This window comes from Corynebacterium sp. TAE3-ERU30 (assembly GCF_019209925.1).
Classification (GTDB): domain Bacteria; phylum Actinomycetota; class Actinomycetes; order Mycobacteriales; family Mycobacteriaceae; genus Corynebacterium; species Corynebacterium megadyptis.
The window spans coordinates 328,549-352,077 of the sequence record NZ_JAHUTO010000003.1; the positions used below are offsets into that span (position 1 = coordinate 328,549).

Annotated in this window: 12 protein-coding genes; 8 read left to right on the forward strand and 4 right to left on the reverse strand. The window is 63.8% G+C overall.

Going from position 1 to position 23,529, the window contains the following annotated elements; all coding sequences use genetic code 11:
• Positions 1-5: 5 nt before the first annotated feature.
• On the forward strand, positions 6-6,332 hold the full coding sequence (locus KR227_RS07520) for a DEAD/DEAH box helicase (protein WP_218364741.1): 6,327 nt from the start codon (positions 6-8) through the stop codon (positions 6,330-6,332).
• Positions 6,333-6,448: 116 nt separating this feature from the next.
• Here the strand turns inward: KR227_RS07520 and KR227_RS07525 are convergent, their stop codons facing one another.
• The 4 genes from KR227_RS07525 to KR227_RS07540 form a co-directional block, all read right to left on the reverse strand.
• Positions 6,449-7,411, reverse strand: a complete 963-nt coding sequence (locus KR227_RS07525) for a carbohydrate ABC transporter permease (protein WP_218364743.1) — start codon at positions 7,409-7,411, stop codon at positions 6,449-6,451.
• Entirely contained in the window at positions 7,412-8,359 is a 948-nt protein-coding gene (locus KR227_RS07530) for a carbohydrate ABC transporter permease (RefSeq protein WP_370625202.1), read from the reverse strand.
• 197 nt (positions 8,360-8,556) lie between these two features.
• The gene (locus tag KR227_RS07535) at positions 8,557-9,888 is read right to left on the reverse strand and encodes an ABC transporter substrate-binding protein (RefSeq protein WP_218364745.1); all 1,332 of its coding nucleotides are present in this window, start codon (positions 9,886-9,888) and stop codon (positions 8,557-8,559) included.
• A gap of 441 nt (positions 9,889-10,329) precedes the next feature.
• A complete protein-coding gene (locus tag KR227_RS07540) occupies positions 10,330-12,423 on the reverse strand; it encodes a beta-galactosidase (RefSeq protein WP_218364747.1) in 2,094 nt (697 codons plus the stop codon).
• Between the two features lie 237 nt (positions 12,424-12,660).
• Between KR227_RS07540 and KR227_RS07545 the strand changes: the two genes are divergently transcribed.
• The 7 genes from KR227_RS07545 to KR227_RS07575 all read left to right on the forward strand — a co-directional run bounded on the left by KR227_RS07545 (position 12,661) and on the right by KR227_RS07575 (position 23,515).
• The gene (locus KR227_RS07545) at positions 12,661-13,785 is read left to right on the forward strand and encodes an ABC transporter ATP-binding protein (RefSeq protein ID WP_218364749.1); all 1,125 of its coding nucleotides are present in this window, start codon (positions 12,661-12,663) and stop codon (positions 13,783-13,785) included.
• A 489-nt stretch (positions 13,786-14,274) separates the two neighbouring features.
• The gene (locus tag KR227_RS07550) at positions 14,275-14,919 is read left to right on the forward strand and encodes a hypothetical protein (RefSeq protein WP_218364750.1); all 645 of its coding nucleotides are present in this window, start codon (positions 14,275-14,277) and stop codon (positions 14,917-14,919) included.
• Between the two features lie 234 nt (positions 14,920-15,153).
• Positions 15,154-16,101 carry a hypothetical protein gene (locus tag KR227_RS07555; RefSeq protein WP_218364751.1) on the forward strand — a complete coding sequence of 316 codons (948 nt, stop codon included), beginning with the start codon at positions 15,154-15,156 and terminating at the stop codon, positions 16,099-16,101.
• A 252-nt stretch (positions 16,102-16,353) separates the two neighbouring features.
• Positions 16,354-18,669, forward strand: a complete 2,316-nt coding sequence (locus KR227_RS07560) for a 3'-5' exonuclease (protein ID WP_218364752.1) — start codon at positions 16,354-16,356, stop codon at positions 18,667-18,669.
• 126 nt (positions 18,670-18,795) lie between these two features.
• The gene (locus KR227_RS07565; protein WP_151549809.1) at positions 18,796-20,262 is read left to right on the forward strand and encodes an FAD-binding oxidoreductase; all 1,467 of its coding nucleotides are present in this window, start codon (positions 18,796-18,798) and stop codon (positions 20,260-20,262) included.
• Positions 20,263-20,291: 29 nt separating this feature from the next.
• Positions 20,292-21,053 carry a decaprenylphospho-beta-D-erythro-pentofuranosid-2-ulose 2-reductase gene (locus KR227_RS07570; protein WP_218364753.1) on the forward strand — a complete coding sequence of 254 codons (762 nt, stop codon included), beginning with the start codon at positions 20,292-20,294 and terminating at the stop codon, positions 21,051-21,053.
• A 257-nt stretch (positions 21,054-21,310) separates the two neighbouring features.
• Entirely contained in the window at positions 21,311-23,515 is a 2,205-nt protein-coding gene (locus tag KR227_RS07575; protein WP_218364754.1) for an arabinofuranosyltransferase, read from the forward strand.
• Positions 23,516-23,529 lie beyond the last annotated feature (14 nt).

The window sequence follows — 23,529 nt, forward strand, 5'->3', positions numbered from 1 at the left end:
CCACCATGTCCAGTATCATCCCCACGCATGCCTCGAACCACATTATTGGTGGCTTGAGTGAGTACCTGGCCACCAGCTTCTCCCTGGCGGAGCAGGCAACGGCGGCGGGGCTGAAGGAGTTTCTCACCAACTCCGAGGAGGGCATGTTCCATGGACCCTATGTGCGCACCCGTTTGCCCTATGCCCCGGCGGCGGACTGGTCGAATCTTCTGGGCTGGCTGCCGGAGCATTTTCTTCCCTACCGGCACCAGGCGGAGGCGTTCCGCAGGTTGGCGTCGTCACGCGATGGCGAGGAGCGGCGCCCAGAGCCCACGCTGGTAGTCACGGGAACGGGCTCGGGTAAGACGGAGTCCTTTCTCTATCCGATTCTGGATCACTGCCTGCGCACCACGGGGCGGCGGGGAATTAAGGCGCTCATCCTTTATCCGATGAATGCGCTGGCTAATGACCAAGCGGCGCGTCTGGCGGAGCTGATCACCACCGATCCGCGGTTGGGTGGGATTCGTGCCGGTATCTATACCGGTGAAACGGCTGACTCGCACCGTCGGACTGTGAGCGAGGCAGGGCTGATCACCGATCGGGAGACGATGCGGCTGGCGCCGCCGGAGATCCTGCTGACCAACTACAAGATGCTGGATCAGCTCCTGCTGCGCGATGAAGACCAGCAGCTATGGAAGGAATCGGCCACAAGCCTGCAGTATGTGGTGCTCGATGAGTTCCACACCTACGACGGCGCCCAAGGCACCGATGTGGCGCTGCTGCTGCGGCGCATGGGGTTGAAGATCAAGGCCCTCCAGCCCGAGGACGAGTTAAGCGAGGAAGACAAGGCCCGCCCGCTGGGGCTGATCACGCCGGTGGCTACCTCCGCAACACTGGGCGATAAGAATTCCGAGCCCACAGAAATGCTGGAGTTCGCGCACACTATCTTCGGCGAACAGCTGCCACCGAGTTCCGTGGTGCGCGAAACCGTGCTCACCATCGAACAGTGGCAGCGCAGCATTGCCGAGTTCACCGGGATCGAGGCCGAGCCCACGCCCGCGCCGACAGCCGCGGCGATACAGGAGATGAATCGCGCGATCGAAAAGGCCACCGAGGCCGAGGAGCATGTGGAGCACGATCGCATCGTGCGCCGGGTGCTCGGCAAAAAACTACTCGGCCTGGACGCGGAGACCTCCGTGGAGCACACGATTGCGATGGCCGCGCGCAATGAGTGGGTTCTTCAGCTGCTGCAGGCAACGAGCCGGCCGGTGGCGATAACGGAATCCTTCGAAAAGGACGAGACTCCGCTGGATGCCCAGCTCTTCCATGCCGAAACGCTACGTCAGCTCGGCGCGGACGCGGCCACCTTTATTGCCCACACCCTGACCTTGATCGCGCACCTGCGCGCCGAGTTCGGGGCGCTGCATGGCTGGCACGGCAAGAAATTCCCCGGGGTAGAGACCCACCTATGGGTGCGGGAGGTATCGCGCATCGACCGCGCCGTGGAACTCAACGCCGCCGGGGCGGCAATGTTTCGCTGGTCCGATAACGGCACCACCGAGGGCAATTGGTTGCCGGCCTGCTACTGCCGTAACTGCGGGCGCTCGGGGTGGATGGTCAGCGTCCAACCCGGCGATGAGCGCATCGAAACCAACCCCAAAACCATCCGCGGGCACAGCGTGCGCAAACGCACCATGATGCGGCCGCTCATCGACGCCTCCAGTGAGCTGCGCTTGGGCCACGATCGCCTGGCCGAGGACCACTCCATGCTGGCCTGGCTGGATCTGCCCAATGCGCAGCTGAGCGTGAGCGAGCCCGATGAGGAACACCTGGACTTCGGCGGCGTGGTACGGGTTCTCACCTATGGCGGCGAGGACGTAGACGAGCTTGCCCGCCAGAACGTCTGCCCCTCCTGCGGGGAGCGCGATTCCATCCGCTTCCTCGGCTCCTCCGTGGCCACGCTGCTCTCCGTGGCCGTGTCCAATCTCTTCGGCATGGACGATGTGGACGCCGCAGAGAAGAAATCCCTGGTATTCACCGACTCCGTGCAGGATGCCGCGCACCGCGCCGGGTTCATGCAATCCCGCGCCCGCACCTTCGCCTTCCGTGGCCGCACCAATGCGGCCATCGACGAAGCGACCACCCTGGACACCCTGCCCAAGCAGCTCATTGCCTCCGCCGATGCGGATGAGGTCCCGGCGCGCTCCCGCTTTGAGCTCCTGCCGCCCTGGGTGGCGGAGAATAAACGCTTCGCGCCCTTCTGGGATCCCAGCTATTCCTCGGGGCAGCGCGGCGAGGCCACCAAGCGCCTGACCAAGGTGCTGGAGCTGGATGTGGCTCTCGAGTTTGGTGATCGCGCCGATCTGCCCCGCTCTTTGGTCTCCACCGGAACCGTCTCCGTGGGCGTGGACGTAGACGATGCGGTGCTGGAGCCCATCGCTAAAGAGGCTCTGCGCAGCGCCTTCGGCGAGACGCAAATGGCGGCGTTTATCTCCCATGACCCCGCCACCGGCGACGCACTCGATGGTGCCGGCAGCGAGCTGGCCTGGGCCCGCGGCCTGCTGGAATACACCCGCCTCAGCGGCGGTATCTACACCGAGCTGCTGCGCGCCTTCATTAAAGACGATGGCAATGAGTACATGCTCTACCGCCGCGAAGCCGCCGCCCAAGGCGTGCCCCGCTTCCCCCAAGGCGGCGCCCCGCACTTTCCCCGTGCGGGCGGAAAACTCGCTGGCGCGAAATCGAAGAACTCGGTGCTGCCGCTCTCGGAGGAGCGCGGCTGGTGTGCCCGCTGGAGCGCCACCCACTTAGGGATTGATACCCGCCATGCCGCCTGGGCGGTCACCGCGCTCTTTCGCCTCTTGGCCGCAGAGGGCATCGTGGGCAGCCTGGAGTCCAACACCGGCGCCACCATGTATTATCTCGAGTCCTCGCGCATTCGCGTGGTGCACGAACCCGATCCCGGCATCCTCGAATGCTCGGTGTGCCACCGTCGTTTCGGCGTGGACGCCCACGGCCGCGAACTCTTGGCCCACACCCCCTGCCACTCGCTCGGCTGTGAGGGCCGATTCGAGGTAGTGGCTAATCCGCACAACTACTACCGCAGCCTGTATAGCTCCCGGGACTCCCGCACGGTCATCAGCCGCGAGCACACGAGCTTGCTCGCGACCGCGGATCGCTTAGAGATCGAGGAACAGTTCAAGGCGGCCGTCGATAAGCAACAACCGGATGCGCCGAATGTGCTGGTAGCTACCCCTACCCTCGAGATGGGTATCGATATCGGGGATCTCTCCACGGTGATGCTGGCCTCCCTGCCGGATTCTGTGGCCTCCTATGTGCAGCGCGTGGGCCGTGCTGGGCGTTTGAGCGGCAACTCGCTGGTGATTGCTGTGACCCGCGGGCGCGGGAAGGCGCTGGCCCGGCTGGAACGGCCGCTGAGCACCATCAATGGTGTGGTGCAGCCGCCGGCGGCCTTTTTGTCTGCGCGAGAGATTCTGCACCGGCAGTTCTTGGCCTATGTGATCGACACCATGGACTTCGCCGAGGTGAATGTGTCGGCGACGCGCGCCAAGTCCGTCTTCGGCTATGGCCTGCAGGACTTCGAGGGCACGGTGGTGGCCGCGCTGATCGATCGCATCGAGGCGGGGATCGACGCTGAGCTCGAGGCATTCTTGGACAGCCTAGGCGAGTTTGCGCCCCCGGCCGTGAAGGAGGAGCTGCGGGAGTGGGCCACCACCCAGGCGGTGGCCGTGCTGCGCGAGAGCCGCAGCACCTGGCAATCCCACCGCGCAATGCTCCTCGAGCGCAAAAAGGCGGTGCATGCCACGCTCGATGAACTCAACCGCGTCGCTGAGAGCAATAGCGCCGATGAGGAAACTGAGTTGCAGCTGCGCCAAACCCGGGCGGCGGCGAATTTCATCAACAGCCAGCTGACCTCCGAGTTCGAGGAGGAATATTGGATCGCCGTGATGGAGCGCGCGGGCCTTTTGCCGAACTTCACGCTCTTGGATGAGACCGTGGAGTTTCACCTTTCGATCTCGCGCACCGACGCCGATACCGGGGAGATCGAAACGCATGCCCGCGACTATTCGCGCGGTATCTCCTCCGCGCTCTTCGAGCTCGCCCCCGACGCCACCTTCTATGCCCAAGGCATTGCCGCCACGGTGGACTCGGTGGAGCTCGGACCGGATAACGCCGCTGTGCAACAGTGGCGGCTCTGCCCCAGCTGCTCCTACTCGCGGGTAGAAACCCCCGACTCTGATACGCTGCCCTGCCCACACTGCGGCGACGCTCGCTTTGCCGACGCCGCGCAGGTGATCAACGTGGTGGAAATGACGCGCGTCTACGCCAGCGTGGACTATTCGCGCTCCGCGATTACCGACGCCAAAGACGATCGCACCTCGGTGCGCTTCGAGCGCGCTTTGTCCATGGTGGTGCCCGAGGGCGGCTATGGCGAGGGATGGTTCTTGCGCGAAACCGGTTTCGGTATCCGCTACTTGCCCTCGGTGAACATGCGCTGGCTGAATCTGGGCCGCGCCCAAGGCGGAATGCGCCAATCCCTGTGCGGCGCCGAAGTAGAAACTCCCATGTTTCGCGTGTGCCGCGAGTGCGGCCACAAGGATTCCGAGGCGGGGTCGAATCACTGGCGCGACCACAAGCCCTGGTGCTCCCTGCGCAATGCCGCCGAGGAGGACACCATCGCCTTCGCCCTGGGACGCACCCTCACCACCCAAGGCGTGCTCATGCACTTGCCGCCCAGCATTGCCGCCGCCGATGAGAACGCCACCCCGAGCCTCATCGCCACGATCCGCATGGGCTTCAAACTGGCCCTCGGCGGCAACCCCGATCACCTCGATGTGGCGCCGGTCCGTGCCAGCACCCACGGCAAGGTGAGCCCCATGCTGCTGCTGCATGACACGATCCCGGGCGGCACCGGCTATCTCTCGCAATTCACCTCCTCGGCCGATATTCGCCGCCTGTTGCTGAAGGCCTATGAAAAGCTGGAGCACTGCCCCTGCCAGAACGATCAGCGCCAAGCCTGCCCCGAGTGCCTACTGCCCTTTAGCGCCGGCAGTGATGTGGATAAGACCTCGCGGGAATCAGCGCTGGCGGCGATCACCAAAATCCTGGTGGATGATCTCCACCCGGGTGACAGCGTCGATCCGCTGCGCGAGGAGAACCTCTGGGAGGGCCACATCACCGAGGAAGCCCCGGAGCCGGATAGCCGCTCGGCACTCGAGGTGATGTTCCTCGAGCAGCTGCGCGCCGATCTCAAGGCCAAGGGCGCGCGCGTGCAGGAGCAAACAGTGGGCAACTACGCCCGCTGGACCATCAGCTTCCCGAACTCGCCCCACCAGTGGACCATGCACGAGCAGAAGGATCTGGTAGAAACCAAACCCGACTTCTACTTTGAAACCGATAACGCCACCGTGAGCACCGTGGCCGCCTATCTCGACGGCTATCAGTATCACGCCAGCCAGCTGCACAACCGGGTGGCTGGGGATATCGCCAAGCGGTCACAGCTGGCCCGCCGCGGCATGTACCCGTGGTCCATTACCTACAAGGATCTCGAGGCCCGGCGCGCCACGGCCACCACCGGCGCCACCCAGACGCCCCGCTGGTATGTGGGGCAGCTGCGTGGGGTGCTCAATGAGAAGCTGCGGCTCCAGGATTCCTTCCACGAGCTGCTGCTGCGCGATCCCATGACGCAGCTGCTGGAAATCCTGCATCACCCCACCCATCGCTGGGATAAGCTCGGCGAGGCTGCGGCCTTCCACATCTCCTGGGCCGCCCAGGAACAGGGCCCCCAGCTGCTGGGGCCGGCGGTGGATCTGCGCCGCGTGGACAAGGGCGTGCGCATCAGCTTCATTCCGGACCAGGAAGGCTCGGACAAAGACAGCTGGAACCGCTTCTTGCACATCTCGAACTTGGGCTTCCTCAGCAATAACAGCGTGCTTATTGATGTGCGGGATGACAGCGAGCTCTCGGCGGTGGAGGCGGCAGTGCCCGCAGCTGCTGCTGCGAGCCCGGCTGCGGCGGATACCGCGGCTGCGTCTCACACCTCCGAGATCAGCGACGCATGGGCCGAGGTACTCGAGGAGTGGGAGGACGATGAGGAGGCGGTGGCCGCGCTGCGTGTTCTCATACGCGCCGGGGTGGCCGCGCCAGAGAATATCGGCGATGAGATCAACGGCGTCTCCACCATTGCGGTGTGGGAGCTCGAAGACACAGAGCAGAAACTGGCGCTGCTCTTCGACGACAATGAGCTCGCCGCGCCGTGGCTGAGTATCACCATCGCTGAGCTCAGCGATGCGGAGAACCTGCCGGAGGTAGTCCAGCGCCTGCGCGATTAGGCGCATGCGCCGGAGGTGGGCGTCGATAAGCGTGCGCAGGGTGTGGTACCCATAGCTATCCCCTCCCCTATCCGCGAGGGATGAGGGAGGGGATGGGGTGGGTCCGCGACGAAGGCTTAGCCCTTGACGGCTCCAGCGGAGAGGCCCGACTGCCAGAAGCGCTGCAGGCCGAGGAAGAGAATGATCATCGGCAGCACGCCCATGAGCGAGCCCAGCAAGACCGCTCCCTTATCGGCGTTGAAGTAGCTCATCATTCCGTAGAGCACCACCGTCACCGGTTTGAGGTGCGGATCGGTCACCATCATCAGCGGCAGCAGGAAGTTATTCCACGCCGCCACGAAGATGAAGAGGAAGATGGTCACCATGGCCGGGGCCAAAAGCCGCAGCACAATGGTGAAGAAGATGCGGAACTCGCCGGCACCATCGATGCGGGCCGCTTCGAGCAGCTCATCGGGCACCGTCTCCGCATAAATGCGTGCCAGGAACACACCGAAGGGGCTCACGGCACCCGGCAGGATGATGGCCCAGGGGGTATTCACCAGCCCGATCTGGCTGAAGAGCAGATAGAGCGGCACGGTCAATAGCGCCACGGGCATGAGCAAGCCGCCCATGATCACCACCAGTGCCACATTGCGCCCGGCGAAACGGAACTTCGCGATCGCATACCCGGCCGCCACCGAGACGAGCACGCCGATGATGGCGGAGCCGCCCGAGTAGAGCACGGAGTTGAGGATCGAGCGCCAGAAATCGCCGGTGCCGTAGTTCGTGAGCGAATTGAAGTTCTCGGCGAGATGCGGCTCGGCCGGCAGCAACCCATTGGTGGTCACGAGATCGCCGGTGGCCTTGGTGGAGGACACGACCAGCCAGTAGACGGGGAAAAGGAAGTAGATAGCCACAATCACCAGTGTGATGCGGGTGGCCATCTTGGCAGTCGCGGTGGGCTGCATGGACAAGGCCACATTGGACTTGCTCTTGCGATAGGTGCGGCCATCGGGGAGGGTGCCCTTCGGGCCCTTCACGTCCTTCGGGCCCTTCGCGGTGGCGGAGTCCGGCGTCGTATTCGTGGTGTGAGTAGACATTTATTTATCCAACTTCCTCTGCACGACGGCATATACCGCGGCCATGATGCCGGAGAGCAAAGCCATCACAATCGAGATCGCGGAGGCCGGGCCGGAACCGGAGGGGCTGAGCGTGCCCATTGCGGTGTTATAGGCCAGCATCATCGGGGTGTAATCGCCGCCCATCGACGGTTGCACGGTGGCCAACACGGTCGGCTCATTGAACAGCTGCACCGTGCCGATGATGGAGAGCAGCACCGCGAGCAGGGCCGCGTTCTTCACCATCGGGATCTTGATACGGCGCACGATGGTCCACTCATTCGCGCCGTCGATCCGCGCCGCCTCGTAGAGATCGTGCGGGATCGATTGCAGCGCGGCCAAGAAGATCAGCATGTTGTAGCCGGTGAAGGTCCACGTGGTCATGTTCGCCATAGAGACGAGCACGATATTGGTGTCGAAGAGATTGATATCGATGCCGATGGCCGACAGCCCCTTCATGATGGGGCTCAGCGTGGGGTTATAGAGGTAGGTCCACACCATTGCCGCCACCACGCCAGGGATGGCATAGGGCAAGAAGTAGGCCAGGCGGTAGAAGCCGATATAGCGGGCGGCCAGCGAATCCAAGAGCAGCGCCAGCGCCAGGGCGCCGAAGATCATGATGGGGATCTGGAAGGCGCCAAAGAGAATCACTCGGCCCATGCCGTGCCAGAAACGGCTGTCATGCAGCACAGTGGAGTAGTTCTCGAAGCCGACGAAGGACAGTTCCTTCGTTCCATAGAGGCCGCCGGAGGATTTCTCGAGGAAGAAACTGCTGTAGATAGAGGTGAAGATGGGGACCAAGAAGATCGCGATAAACAATATGGCGAACGGGGCCAAAAAAGCCCACCCATACATCGCCGAGCGTCGCCGCCGCGCCTTAATAACCGACGCATTCTGCTTGGCCACAGCATGTGTGTCAGTGTGTGCCACAGGATGTCCTTCAATGAACGTAAAGCACGTGGGAGCCGCAGCCGGGCGATACACACTGTGCACAGCGTCGCGGCAGCCACAGAGAGATGGGGACGAGCGGAGAGCCGGTGCCACGAACACACTCAGGCGGGGAAGATTGTGCCCTCCTCGCCTGAGAGTTCGTGGAACTATCTAGCTCTCGCTAGGAGGAGTAGTGCCTACTCCTTGACGCTGACGCCTGCGTCCTTCAGCGAGCTCACTCCCTGCTTCTGGGCGTTGGTGAGCACCTCGTCGAGGGTCATGCCCTCGCTGCCCACCTTGCCGGCGTCAGTGTTGATCTGCTGCTTCACCACCGGCCAGGTCGGGGAGAAGGCGAAATTGGGGTTCATGTTCGCATTGGCCTCGGCGATCGTCTCATAGACGTTGTCCTCGCCATAGACCTTCTGCAGATCCTCCGGGGTAGTCACATCGCCCTTGGCTGCCGGCAGCAAGCCCTGGGTGGTCAGCTCCGGAATCTGGGTGTTGAACCAGTTGGCGAACTCGGTGGCACCCTCGGGGTTCTCGCATCCCTTGAGCACGGAGATAGCCGAACCGCCATCGGGGCCGCTCATCTGATCTGCACCATCAAAGACGGGCAGCTGCGCCACACCCCACTGGGCGCCATCCGGAAGATCCTCGGGTAGCAGGGAGACTTCCCAGCCCGCACCCACGGTGCCGATGATCTCTCCGCCGTTCAACGCAGCCTTGAAGTCATCGCCCCAGCGCTCGTAGTTCGCCACGAGCTCATCGTCCAGCAGACCCTGCCACAGCTCGGCAACCTGCTGTGTCTTATCGCCGTCGATGTCGATCTTCCAGGAATCATCTTCGGTGGCGAACCACTCGGCGCCGTTGGCGGCGGACAGACCAGCCATGATGGCACCGGCCTCATCGGGCTCAAAGACGCCGATGTACTTGCCTTCTTCCTTGGCCTTCTCGGCGGCCTCGGTGAAGTCCTCCCAGGTCTCGGGCACGTCAATGCCGAGCTCCTCGAAGGCAGCCTTGTCATAGAAGTACACCAGCGGGCCGGTGTCCTGCGGGATGCCGTAGATGCCCTCGCCTAGGACCACACCGCCCCATGCGCCCGGCTGGTAGTTGTCCTCGTACTGCTTGGCGTACTCGGCGATGTCTTCCACATGGCCGGCAACGAGCTGCTGCGCCATTTCGGAGTAGGACACCTGGGCCAGGCAGGGGGCCGTGCCGGCCTTGATGGCGGCGTCGATCTTGTTATAGGAGTCGTCGGCATCGCCCTCGAACTTGGTGGCCTTCACCTGCATATCGGGGTGCTCATCGTTCCACTTGGCCACGATGTCATTGACCTTCGTAGCCCCGGCATTATCGGGCAGGCGGTGCCAGTACTCGATGGTTCCGCCCTCGGAGGAGCCTCCTTCTGCTGCGGAGGTGGAGCTTCCGTCATCTCCGCCGGAGCAGGCGGTGAGCACCAGGCTGCTGGACGCGAGGACGCACGCTGTCTTCACAAACATGCGACGCGCGCCGCGGGAATGTTCACTCATGAAACTGATCCTTCCTTGGACAAAAGGTGCGATCTCCCTGGCCCACGGGATGTGGCTTGGGGGTAAGCGGGGGCGGACCGGAGCGAGGCGCACCCATTGTGGTGCGCAGTACACCTTGACTTCCTCAATGATAACCAACACATCAGACGTCCGGCAGGGGGTGCGCCATACTTTCTTCTCAGCTGCGCACTTCCGGCACGAGCTTTATTCTCGCTTCCCTTACCCCGCTGCTCAGCACAACTTTTCTGGGGAAATCTTCGTTCACCTCGCGATAGTGAATTAGGAAACACCCACAGCTCAGAGCGACCACACACCCTATATCGGGGGCGCTGCGGGGGCAGTCTGCCGCCCCAGTGCCTCGGGGCGACTGCACAGAAAAACGCCCCGTACCGAGGAGGTACGGGGCGCGTGGACAGCCATAGCGACGTTGGCCGCTGGTATCTAGTGGCGGATCACGGCCGCCGAGCGGGGCGCCACCAGCACGGTCTCGCCGGTGGGTGTATCGCTGAGCAGATCGGTTCCGGGCTCCACAGAACCCACCTCCTGTTCAGTATCGGAGTGGTTGAGCAGGAAGGTGAATCCTTCCCGTCGCACCACTTCCACGCCCGCCGGCGCCCCGAGGAGTGCCGGCGCGGCATTCGCGGCGGCAGCGGCAGCGCGCAGGATGGCGTGGCGCAAGGCCCCCTCGGCATCCGTCGCCACGTACCAGAGGGCGCCATCGCCCACAGCGGAGCGAATCACCGCAGGGAAGCCCTCGAGATCGCCGTCCGCGAAGGTGGCCAGCACCTCTGCGCCATCCACGGCCAGCTCCTCGGCCCACATTCCGCCGGTGGCGCGAGCGCACCCATCCAGCTGCTCGGCCAATTCCTCGCCGAGGCTAATATCCAGCTGCTCTGCGGCGCCAGGGGTGCCGACCGCGGCGGAAATACGATCGAAGGGGCCGGTGGGCTCGTGGGTGGGATCAAAGGTCAGAGCACTGGGGCCGGTGAGCGGGGCAATGTCCATCACGCGGGCACCGAGCGCCTCTTGGAAGCCAGAGAGATAGCCGGCAACGGCGCGCCCATCGGCGGCTTGAGTTCCTGTCCGTGCGGCTAGTACTACCTGAGCGCCGCGTCGAGAAGCAGCGAGGAGGTTCTCTGCCGTCTCCTCGGTGATCTGAAATTCTGCGGGAACCACGATCAAGGAGTGGGGGCTATCGGCAATATCTGCCCCCTGGACGAAGTCCACCACGTGCCCCTGGTTGAAGAGCGTGGAATACCACTGCCGCACCGCGAAGAGCGGATCATCCTCCGTGGGGCCGACACAGGATTGCCGCGCCCAGAGCGCATCCCAGTCCAGCAGCACCGCGGCAGTGGCCTCGGTGTGGGTGCCCACCACGGGGGCGAGCTTTTTCAGATCCGACCCTAAAGAGACCACTTCCTTCCAGGAGCGATTCTGCGGACCCACATGCGGCAGCATGCCGGAGTGATAGGTTTCGCTGCCGGCCGTGGACGCCCGCCACTGGAAGTACAAGATGGCATCTGCGCCACGCGCGATCTGCTGCATGCTCCACAAGGCCAGCTGGCCCGGCCGCTTCGGTGAGTTACGCGGCCGCCATTGCACCATCGCGGCCGTCTGCTCCATGAGGATCCACGGCTTGCCCTTCGCCCACGAGCGCGAGAGATCGGCGTTGAGCGCGAACTCTTCAATCCCGCGCGGATCGGCAGGGTCGGGGTAGCAGTCATTGGATACCACCCCCACCTCCTCTGCCCACGCGAAATAATCCAGCTTCGGAAACAGTCCCATGAAGTTGGTGGTCACCATCGCATCCGGGTCCACGGCGAGGATCGCATCCCGCTCCGCGATATAGAGATCTCGGATGATCCAATCATTAAAGCGCTTCCAATCGAGCACATGGCCCGGATTGTGCAGGGTGGGGGTGGGATTCGGGGCCGCCACCTGGGAGAAATCGGTGTAGGTCTGCGACCAAAAGGCGGTGCCCCAGGCATGATTGAGCGCCTCGATAGAGCCATACTTCTGCTTCAGCCAGGTGCGGAAGGCCTCTTGGCTCTCGGGGCGGAAGCACTCCCAGGTGTGGCAGGCGTATTCATTGCCCACGTGCCACATCACCACATGCTCGCGGTGGGCATAGCGTCGCGCCAGCTCAGTGATGAGGGCGCAGGCCTTCTCGCGGAATACCGTGGAGGCGGGCGAAAATGCCTGCCGTGAGCCATGGCCCCACACCACGCCCTCGCGCGTCATGGGCAGCGTCTCGGGGTAGGTTTGGCCCAACCACACCGGCGGCGAGGCGGTGGCCGTGGCCAAGTCGATGTCGATTCCCGCCGCCTCGAGCTTGTCCACCACGCGGTCGAACCACTCGAAGGTGTAGCGTCCCTCCTCCGGTTCGAGCGCCGCCCAGGCAAAGACCCCGAGACTCACCATGGTGACTCCCGCGTCCTTCATCCGGGCGATGTCCTCATCAACGGTCTCGGGGCTCCACTGCTCCGGGTTGTAGTCGCCGCCGTAGGCAATGCCGCGGCGTTGCCAAGCATGCATGCTGCTGTGCTCCTTCCCCTCGGGAGATAACTATCACTAGGAAAAATCCTGCCACAAAGAGATTCCTTATGGGTTCAGCGTCTCAGGACCAAAAAACTGTGTCACAATCGATGGGGAGTGCTTCGTGTGGCACGAATCGCTCGGCAGAAATAGCTGGCTGCTCCGCGGCCTGCTCATACCCCCTTCACAACGGATCGTCCGGCACGTACCTGCCGGTGAAGAAAGGTGTGCCAGATCATGGCAACTGTGACATTTGATAAGGCGACGCGCGTCTATCCCGGCGCGACAAAGCCCTCCGTCGACTCGCTCGACCTGCACATTGAGGACGGCGAGTTCCTCGTTCTCGTCGGCCCCTCCGGCTGCGGTAAATCCACCTCGCTGCGCATGCTCGCAGGCCTGGAGGATGTGAACGCCGGCCGGATCTTGATCGGCGGCAAAGATGTGACCGCGATGCAGCCGAAGAACCGCGATATCGCGATGGTGTTCCAGAACTACGCCCTCTATCCGCACATGAGCGTGCGGGACAATATGGGATTCGCCCTGAAGATCGCGGGGGCCGCCAAAGAAGAGATCAACCGGCGAGTGGAAGAGGCCGCGGACATCCTTGATCTCACCCAGTTCCTCGACCGCAAACCCAAGGCCCTCTCCGGCGGCCAGCGCCAGCGCGTGGCGATGGGCCGCGCCATTGTGCGCCAGCCCCAAGTCTTTTTGATGGACGAGCCGCTCTCCAACCTGGACGCCAAGCTCCGCATCCAAACCCGCACCCAGATCGCGGATCTGCAGCGTCGCTTGGCCACCACCACCGTGTACGTCACCCACGATCAGACTGAGGCGCTGACCATGGGCGATCGCATTGCGGTGCTCAAAGACGGCATTCTCCAGCAGGTCGGAACCCCAGAGGAAATGTATGACAAGCCGGCCAATGAATTCGTCGCTGGCTTCATTGGCTCGCCCTCGATGAACTTCGGCACCTTCACCATTCAGGGTGAGCGCGCGGTGCTTGGCGACGCGGAGATCCCCGTGCCCCGCGACGCCATCAGCGCCCTGAAGGAGGAGGACCAGGGCACTCTCACCGTGGGCTTCCGCCCCGAATCTCTCGAGCTGGTGTCCGCCGATACCCCCGGCGCCATTCCGCTGCACGTGAACCTCGTGGAGGAGCTGGGCTCCGACGCCTATGTCTATGGCTCCTTGGCCGGCGCCGACCCCGAGAAGGCACCGAAGTCGGGTTCGGTCGATTCCACCCTCATCGTGCGTGTGCCTCCGCGCACTGTGACCAAGGGCGATGGCACGATCTACGTGCGCATTCTTCCCGATAAGCAGCACCTCTTCTCCCCCTCCACGGGAGAGCGCCTGGTCGACTAACCCCCTCGTCGCCTCCGATTCAGCGCCCCCGCCGCACCGCACTAGCTCCGCCGGCTGGGGCGCTGCTGCGATGGGCGCTAAAAACCTCGCACCACCAGGCCTGCATGCCAGAGAAATTGTCGATGTTCGCCGCACGTTTGCAGCTCAACGACGGAACCTGCAGGCCAGGCAGCTTCTTTCCCACGTAGCTCCCGTGCCATCACCGTCACCGTGGCGAGTGGACACTGTGGCGTCCTCGGCCAACCAGAGCCCCTCACTAACCCCCTGCTCCACAAGCGAGCCAACAACCCACATATTGGCGGCGGAAAACCGCCTTTACTGGACGTTGAGTAAGTAAAATTGGAGATCTATGACGCCCCACCGAGGGGCCGAGCAGCGTGTGCACAAGTGCGCCATCGGCACCACCGGAGGGCGCATCAGACCATCCACGTCACCGACGTGGTGGAGAGCTCGCTTCTTTTTCACGCCTATCTAGTGAAGGTGAATTCATTGAGTACCCGCACCACCTACTCGACAGCCACGAAGGCATCGGCACTAGCCCTCGCCGCGGGGCTGTGCATCGCTGGACTGACAGCGTGCAATGACAATGACACCACAGCAGCCCCATCTAGCAGTGAGGCTACGACCACCACCGTCACCGAAACCTCAACAACGACCATCGCCCCAGATGAATCGACCGAGAGCAGCACGCCGCCGTCTCCTAGCTCTGAGAGTAGTAGCCCTGAGAGCCCGGCCGGGGCCTCGACATCGGAAGCCGAAGCACTCGCATTAGCCGCGGCAGAAACAACGTTCGGCAGTGGCAGTTGGGTTGTCTCTGATAGCTCGGAGTACGACCCAGATAGTGATATGTCGTACATCCTGCTTGACAATAATGATGTGCGCGCTTACCTACAGGTTGCACTTTTCCACAAGGGTTCGTTCCAGGAATTCGCAGGTGACAATCTCTTAGCAATCGCGGGCGCCACAGCGGATCCCAACGGCGTTCGCGTGTCTTTTGTGGACAGCAAAGCCTTTCAAGCTTCAGGAGAACCACTAGCGAACATGTACGCCTTCACCAAGGAGGTTGTCTACTACTGGAATGGCGATCACGTGTCTTTTGAAGGAGAGATGCCGGAACCGCCTGAGCTTCCGTAGAGGCCACACCGAAATGTGGTGACGGGTGGGCATCACCGGCGCCCATGGAGGCGATCCTGGTTGATCGCTGACTACGAGTGTGATCATCAGCCAGAGGCCCGCGCTAGCAGCACGTATCTACTATGAGAGCGCGGAAGCGCCGCCCTAGCCACCTTGGGGCGGGGAGGCCCGTGCACGGTAGCCGCATATAACACTGCCTTCCAGCACCTAGCCTCGAGGCATATACTGAACACCATGTCTGGATGTCATCGCGCCCCCTCTCGTTTTCCCCTCGTATCCCGCCGCGTTGTGTCGGCTCTATCCACGGCGGTGATCGCCTCGGCCGCCGCCCCGCTACTGGCCACCTCGGCTGCGGCGGCGCCGGTGCCGCACACGCACCCCGATGGCACCATCGACGCCCCGGCGCGCACCCAGATCTCTTTTGAGCACACCCCCACCGGATTCCATGCGGGCACCGCGAACGAGCATGAGTCCCGCCCCGGGCTGTCGATCGTGAAGATGTACATCGCCGACTACGTCTTTAGCCACGGCACCGCCGAAGACAAAGCGCAGGCCACCCAGATGTTGCGCACCTCGGATGATCGCATCGCCTCCCAGCTCTATGCGAAGTATCCGCAGTCCATCAACGCCACTGCCCGCACCTATGGCCTGCATGACACCCACGGTGCGGCCCACTGGGGTAATTCCACTACCTCCACGGCAGATAGCGTGAAATACCTTGAGGCGAAGAAGCGCGAGAACCCCACCGATCCGGTACTCGTAGCCCTCGCTACCGCCTCCCCCGTGGCGGCCGATGGCTATGCCCAGAACTTTGGCACCTCCACGCTGCCTGGGGTGATCGGCACCAAGTGGGGCTGGTCGGATGATCGCCGCTCTTTCCACGCCTCCGCCAGCTATGGCCGTGACTTCTCCGTGGCGGCCGCCACCAATGGCTCCGCCGCGCAACTCACCCACGATGTGCAGTCTGCTTTCGGCCCCAGCGAGCACATTCCCGCCCCGCCGAGCCTGCCCAACCCCGTGGGCTCTGCCGGTCTCTCGCTCATAAACTACCCAGCGCGCCAAGTGCTGGATCAGCAGCTCGGCCATATCGCCCCACCAGTGAGCGATCCGGTGCTGGCAGTGGTTCCGGAGTATGTGCCGCTGCCGCAGCCAGTGGCCGCGGTCCTCCCCCAGCCGCGCTAAACGCACTCGCTTACCCCGCGTGAGGTGTGAAGTAGCCACGCTGGCGCTCAGCGGGGCGGATACCCGCAGCAGCGCGAAAGCATAAGACCGACACTCGCTATGCGGCCGCCCGCGTTGCCCGCGATCAGGGCTGGCTATAAGAAAGAAACCCTCAGCGATGGCGCATTCACTAAGCTGTGCTTCACACGGATACGCCACTGCGACGCGAGTGGGCGTCGATAAGCGATCGCGACAGCACATGGAGTGAAGTGAATGAGCAGCACCCTGATGATAGGAAAGAATTTCCATTCCGTTCCGGGGATGGAAAAACAGATTCTGGTCTTCATTGAGAAGATTCAAAAGGACCCGAGTCATCCTTCACTAAGGATCAAGCCGCTGAAGAACACCGCCGATCCGCGGGTGCGCACCGGACGAGTGACGGACAAATACCGCGCGGTGCTGGTGGAGCTCGATGGCTCGAACGGGCGGCTGTTCATGCTGCTGCACGTGGATAATCACGATGAGGCCATCGCCTATGCGCAAACGGTGACGGTGAAGATCAACTCCACCACTGGCGAGGTGGTCGTCGACAATAGCGGCACACCGAGCGCCTCCACGTCTCCGGAACTGGATGCGGAAATCGAATCCCGGGCCAAGCAGCGCGCTGCGGAAATCGCCGCCCAGCAGCTCGCCGACGCCCAAAAAGACCAGTCGGACGCGAGCGTGGGCACCCCCGCCCAGCTGCCGCAGAAACCGCCGCGCGACATCCTGCGCGACGCGAATATCAGTACCGAGGATCTCCGCACCGAGCTGGGCCTATCCCGCGATACCATCGCCGCAGTCCAAGCCGCCGAGAACGACACCGTCTTGGAGGAGCTGCTCGCCGAGCGCCCCGAGTTCGAGCACGACGCCATCGTGGGGTTGCTCGCGGGAATGAGCATCGCCGAGGTGATTGAGGACCTCGGACTCGAGCGCATCGACGCCGATGACGAGACCGCCGACAGTGATGACACCATCATCAACTCGCTGCAGCGCTCCAGCTACTGGATAGACCCCTCCGAGCTGGATCTCAAAGAAATCTTGGAAGAGGGCAGCTTCGCCGAGTGGCGCACCTTCCTCCACCCCTCCCAGCAGCGCGCCGTGCAGAGCCAGCACCGCGGCAGCGCCCGCATTCTCGGCGGCGCCGGCACCGGCAAAACGGTGGTGTTGCTGCACCGCACCCGGTATCTCTACACCCACGGCGCCCAGGGCGGGCCGGTGCCGCGGATCTTCCTCACCACCTTCACCAAGGATCTCGCGCGGCAGCTGAAAACCCAGATGAATGTGCTGGATCCCTCCTATCCGGAGGCCGGGATGCCCGGGACCCCTGGGGTGTGGATCAACGGTATTGATTCGGCGATCTACAACTTCATCACCAATGCCAATAAGGAGGAGCTCGACGCCGCCCTCCACGCCACGTTGGGGATCAGCAGCTCCTTTGTGCCCCGGCCGCTCGATGACCGCGAGGTGCACAAAAACTGGGAACTGGCCGCCGAGCTCAATGGCGAGGGCCTGCCCCAGGACAAGCGACATCCCGCATTCCTCAACGATGAGTTCACCGATATCATCCTCGCCCACTCCATCACTGAGATGAAGGACTATCTGCGCATCACCCGCACGGGCCGGCGCACGCCCTTGGGCCGCAAGGAACGCAAGATCGTCTGGACTATCGTCAAGGCCTTCATCCGGCGCTGCTCCGAGCAGAAACGCCTCACCTATCCGGCGCTCGCGGTGGTGGCCGCCCACATTCTGGAGGCCCGCCAGCAGCCCTTCTTTGATCACGTGGTGGTGGACGAGGGCCAGGACTTCCATGCCGGGCACTGGCGCTTCATCCGCGCCTGTGTGGCCCCCGGCCCGAATGACATCTTCCTCGCCGAGGACTCCCACCAGCGGATCTACGGCAATCAGCTGCCGCTGAGCCGCTTCGGCATTGAGACCCGCGGCCGCGCCACCAGCCGACTGCGGCTGAACTACCGCACCACCGCGGAAAACCTCAGCTACGCCTCCGCCATCCTCGAGGGCGTGCACTGGCTGGACTCCAGCGGCGAGGAGGACACCCTCACCGGCTATCGCTCCGTGCGTACCGGCCCGCTGCCGCGGATCGTGCACGCCGCCACCCCGGAGGAAGAAGACGCCGCTATCGAGCGCGCCATCACCGCGTGGAGCACCAACGCCAGTGCCTCCACGCATATCGGCGTGCTCTGCCGCGATAAACGGCGCGTGGTCATGCGCACCAGCCATTTGGATTCCGCCGGTATCACCACCAGCACCCTGCGTTCCGGGGCCGCCACCCTCGAGGCGCCGGTGTCGGTGATGACGATGCACAATGCCAAAGGCATGGAATTTACCCACGTGATCCTCGACGGCATCAATGAGCAGGCCATTCCTCGGCGCGGCGGGCGGATGCCGCTTCCCGACGCCGAGCGCGAGGACGCCCTCCAGCGGGAACGAGCCCTGCTCTACGTGGCTGCATCCCGTGCCCGCGACGAGCTGCTCATCACCACCATCGGCGAGCCCTCCTCCCTCTTGCCGGAGTGTGGCGAGGGCTAAACCTCAGCCACACCTCGGCCGGGAGGCTATGGCGGCGCCGCGCGCATGTTGGATTATTCACAACAACTCAACAAAACGGGCATGGAAACCCACAACCACGGCCCTGCGGAGTAGCCTTGTTTAGCGATGACGAGCACACAAGGTAAGACCAGCACCGCTGCTTCGAACGGTGCCCACGGAACCCTGCACACAGAAGCCACAACCCTCACCGGCTGGGGCCGCACCGCCGCCACCACGGCTCACGTGCTGTCCACCCCCGATGTGGAAGAGATCGTTCGCGCCGTCACCCTCGTGGCGGAGCAGAACGAATCCAAGCCCAACCACCTCAAGCGCGGCATCGTTGCCCGCGGTATGGGCCGCTCCTATGGCGACCCGGCGCAAAACGCCGGTGGCCTCGTGGTGGATATGACCCCGCTGAACCACATCCACTCCATCGATACCGAGACCGCCATCGTGGACGTGGACGGCGGCGTCACCCTCGACCAGCTGATGAAGGCCGCCTTGCCCTATGGGCTGTGGGTGCCGGTGCTGCCCGGAACCCGCCAGGTCACCATCGGTGGCGCTATCGGCCCCGATATTCACGGCAAGAACCACCACTCCGCCGGCTCCTTCGGCGACCACGTGGTGTCTATGGAACTGCTCGTGGCCGATGGCCGCATCCTGCACCTCGAGCCGGAGGGCTCCGCGGATGATCCGCAGGGCGAGCTGTTCTGGGCCACCGTCGGCGGCATGGGGCTGACCGGCATCATCCTGCGGGCGCGCATCAAGATGACCCGCACCGAGACCGCCTACTTCATTGCCGATGGCGATCTCACCGCCAACCTGGACGAGACCATCGAGTTCCACTCCGATGGCTCCGAGAAGAACTACACCTATTCTTCTGCCTGGTTTGATGCCATCTCGCCCGAGCCGAAGCTCGGCCGCGCCGCGATCTCCCGCGGCTCCTTGGCCACCCTGGCCCAGCTGGAGGAGCTCAACCCGAAGCTGGCGAAGGATCCGCTGAAGTTCAACGCCCCCCAGCTGGTGACCGTGCCCGATATTTTCCCCAGCTTCACCATGAACAAGATGTCCATGGTGGCCATCGGTGAGCTGTGGTGGATTAAATCCGGCACCTATAAAAACCAGGTGCAAAACCTCACCCAGTTCTATCAGCCGCTGGATCTCATCGGCGAGTGGAACCGCGGCTATGGCAAGCGCGGCTTCCTGCAGTACCAGTTTGTGGTGCCGCGCGAGGCCGTGGAGCCTTTCAAGTCCATCGTCAAGGACATCCAGGCCTCCGGCCACTACTCCGCACTCAACGTGTTCAAGCTCTTCGGCGAAGGCAATAAGGCCCCGCTGTCGTATCCGATGCCGGGCTGGAATGTGTGCGTGGACTTCCCCATCAAGAAGGGCCTCGGCCAGTTCCTGGATGATCTGGATCGTCGCGTGATGGAGTTCGGTGGCCGCCTCTACCTAGCCAAGGAATCCCGCACCACCGCCGAGAACTTCCACCAGATGTACCCCGGCATGGAGGGCTGGCTGAAGACCCGCAACGAGATCGACCCGCACGGTGTCTTCGCCTCCGACATGAGCCGCCGCCTCGAGCTGCGCTAATTTACGCCCCGCGCAAGAAAGGAACCCACATGCTGAACGCTGTAGGCCAAGCCCAAAATATTCTCCTGCTCGGCGGCACCTCCGATATCGGACTCGCCATCGTCGAGCGCTTCCTCAAGGAAGGCCCGGCCCGGGTGACCCTCGCCGCCCGCGAGGACTCCCCGCGCGTCGCCGAAGCCACCGCCCGCATGGAAAAGGCGGGCGCCTCCGCCGTGGAAGTGCTGGACTTCGATGCCACCAACACCGACTCCCACGCTGACGTGATTGATCTCGCCTTCGCCGCCGGCGATGTGGATGTGGCCATCGTGGCCTTCGGCATCCTCGGCGATAACGAGGAGCAGTGGCAAAACCAGCAGGAAGCGGTCAAGGCTGCGAATATCAACTTCACCGGCGGCGTGTCCGTGGGCACCCTGCTGGGCCAGAAGTTCAAGAAGCAGGGCCACGGCCACATCGTGGCACTGTCCTCGGTGGCCGGGATGAAGGTGCGCCGCTCCAACTTTGTCTACGGCGCCACCAAGGCCGGCTTCGACGCCTTCTACGAGCAGCTCGGCGAGGCCCTGCGCGATAGCGGCGCCCATGTGCTCGTGGTGCGCCCCGGCCAGGTACGCACCAAGATGACCGAAGAACTCGACGAGGCCCCGCTCACCGTCGATCGCGAGGACGTGGCCAACGCCGTGTTCAAGGGCGTGAACAGCAATAAGGACGTGATCTGGGTGCACCCGCTCTTCCAGCCGGTGATGATGATCCTGCAACACGTGCCGAAGCCCATCTTCCGCAAGCTGCCCTTCTAAGGCCCTGCCGCGGCTGCTAGCGACTCGCACAGCCGCCCCTACCGCCCCGCCCGAGGCTCTCCGACGCTTGTCGACGCTTTCCGCCGGTTTCCGCCGGTCTGCGCCGGTGTGCGCGAAGGACGAGCATCGCCGGCGGGGCGGTCGCGTATGCGGGTGATTTACGGGCGTGCAGGGTGGCGTCGATAAGCCCCGCGATGCATTAACTGAGCAGCGTGGATGTTTTCCCTCCCCGCGCGCGGGTGTGTCACACTAAATGCATGAGTACCAGCACCGCCTCAGATGGCTCCCTGCGCGCTCCCCGCACTCCCCGCCCGGCGCGGGATAACCCCGAGCCTGATGGCCTCGCCCCCTACGCCCCCGATGCCTTAACGCCGAAGCGGGCGGCCCTATCGGTGCTTGCGGCGGGCTTGGCCGGAGCCGTCGCCACCTACGTGGCGTGGCTGATACTCAAAACCACCAATCTGCCCGCGTTTGGCACCTCCTATGTATCGCGCGCGGCCTCCACCGCCGTCACCGTGATCCTGCTGCTCACCGTGCTCACCTTCGTGTACCTATGGCTGCAGGACGAGCACGCCTGGCGGCACGGCGAAACCACGGCGCGCTCGCCACTGCGCCGCTGGCTCACCATCGCGCTGTGCTATCTCAGCCCCGCCGGGCTGGTGGTGTCCTCGCTCGGCATTCCCCTCTCGGCGACCAGCCTGTATCTCGATGGCGCCAGCGTGGACCAGGGCTTTCGCACCCAGTTCCTCACCCGCCTGACCGACACCGCGCGGCTGGTGGATATGAACTACATCAACATGCCTCCCTTCTATCCGGCGGGGTGGTTCTGGTTCGGCGGGCGCTTCGCCAACCTGGTGAACCTGCCCGGCTGGGAGGCCTTCCAGCCGTGGTCGCTGATCACCCTCGCCGCCGCGGGCTGTGTACTCGTGCCGGTGTGGCAGCGCATTACCGGCTCGCTGCCGGTGGCCACCGCCATCGCGCTCACCACCACCGCCATCACCCTCGTGGTAGCCGCCCACGAGCCCTATGCCGCCGTCATCGCCATGGGTGCTCCCGCCGCGGCAGTGCTGGCCCGGCGCGCCCTCGACGGGGCTCGGATGTCCATGCTGGGGCTGGTGATCTACCTCGGGGCCTCGGCATCCATGTACACCCTCTTCACCGCGGTGATCGCGCTCTCGGTGGTGCTGCTGGCGCTCGTTGCTGCCGTGGTGGGATCCCGCTCCGTGGCGCCGCTGCTGCGGCTGGTGGTGATCGGCCTGAGCTCGCTCGCCGTGGCCGCCGTGGTGTGGTGGCCCTACATCGCCGCGATCCTCAGCGGCCAGAGCACCTCCGCCTCCGGCGCCACCCACTACCTGCCGCGCCAAGGCACCGAGATTCCTCTGCCCATGTTCTCCCTGTCGCTGGTGGGCGCGTTGTGCATGATCGGCGTGGCCTATCTGGTGATCCGCGCCGCCGACCGCGATATCCGCGCCCTCGGGCTCTCACTGGTGGTGTATTACGGCTGGTCGGTGGCCTCCATGATCGTCACCCTCGCCGGTAATACCCTGCTGGGCTTCCGCCTGGAAACGCTGATCACGCTGCAGCTGGCCACCGCGGGTGTGCTCGGCATCGCGGAGCTGCGGCTGGTGGGGCTGGATCAGCTCTATCCGCGGATGATCTCGAAGAAGCTGAAGAGTTCCATCACCGCGCTGCTGGTGATCGTGCTGGGAATGAGTGGTGTGGCCTATGCCCAAGATATTCCCAATAAGCTCTCCCGCGGCCTGGACTTTGCCTATACCGACACCGACGGCAATGGCCAGCGCGGTGATTCCAACCCGCCGAACGCGGCCCGCTACTACGGCGATATCACCACGTTCATCACCGATGAGCTGGGCAAACCCGCTGGGGATACCGTTATCGTCACCGACGAGTTCAACCTGCTCTCCTTCTATCCCTTCTTCAGCTACCAAGGCATGACCGCTCACTACGCCAACCCGCTGGCGATGTTCCGACAGCGCAATGAGCAGCTGGAGAAATGGGCCCAGGCCTCCTTTGATCCGATGATGTCTCCCCGCGCCTTCGCCGCGCTTTTGGACGATGCGCCCATCTATGGGGCCTTCTCGACCCCAGAAGCCTTCGTGTTCCGCGGCCAGCTCGATGGCTCCCCCGCCGAAGAGGACATCGACGTCACGGCGCCGAGCGCGGGCGCGGGGGACACCGCGTCGAGCGAGGACGCGGCGGGCGCCAACGGCGCCACCGGCTCTTCAGGAACGGCCTCTGCCCCCAGCACCAACCAGCCCGTGGACACCCCGGCGGGCGCGTGGAAGCTGGATATCTCCGAGGACATCTACCCGAATAATCCGAATGTGCGTTTCCGCGCGCTCTGGTTTAACCCGGAGATGTTTAACGCACCGGATGCGCCGTGGACGGTGAAGCAGATCGGCCCCTTCGTGGTGGCTGTGCGCACCACCACATCCAGCTAGCACGCTGGGCTTTC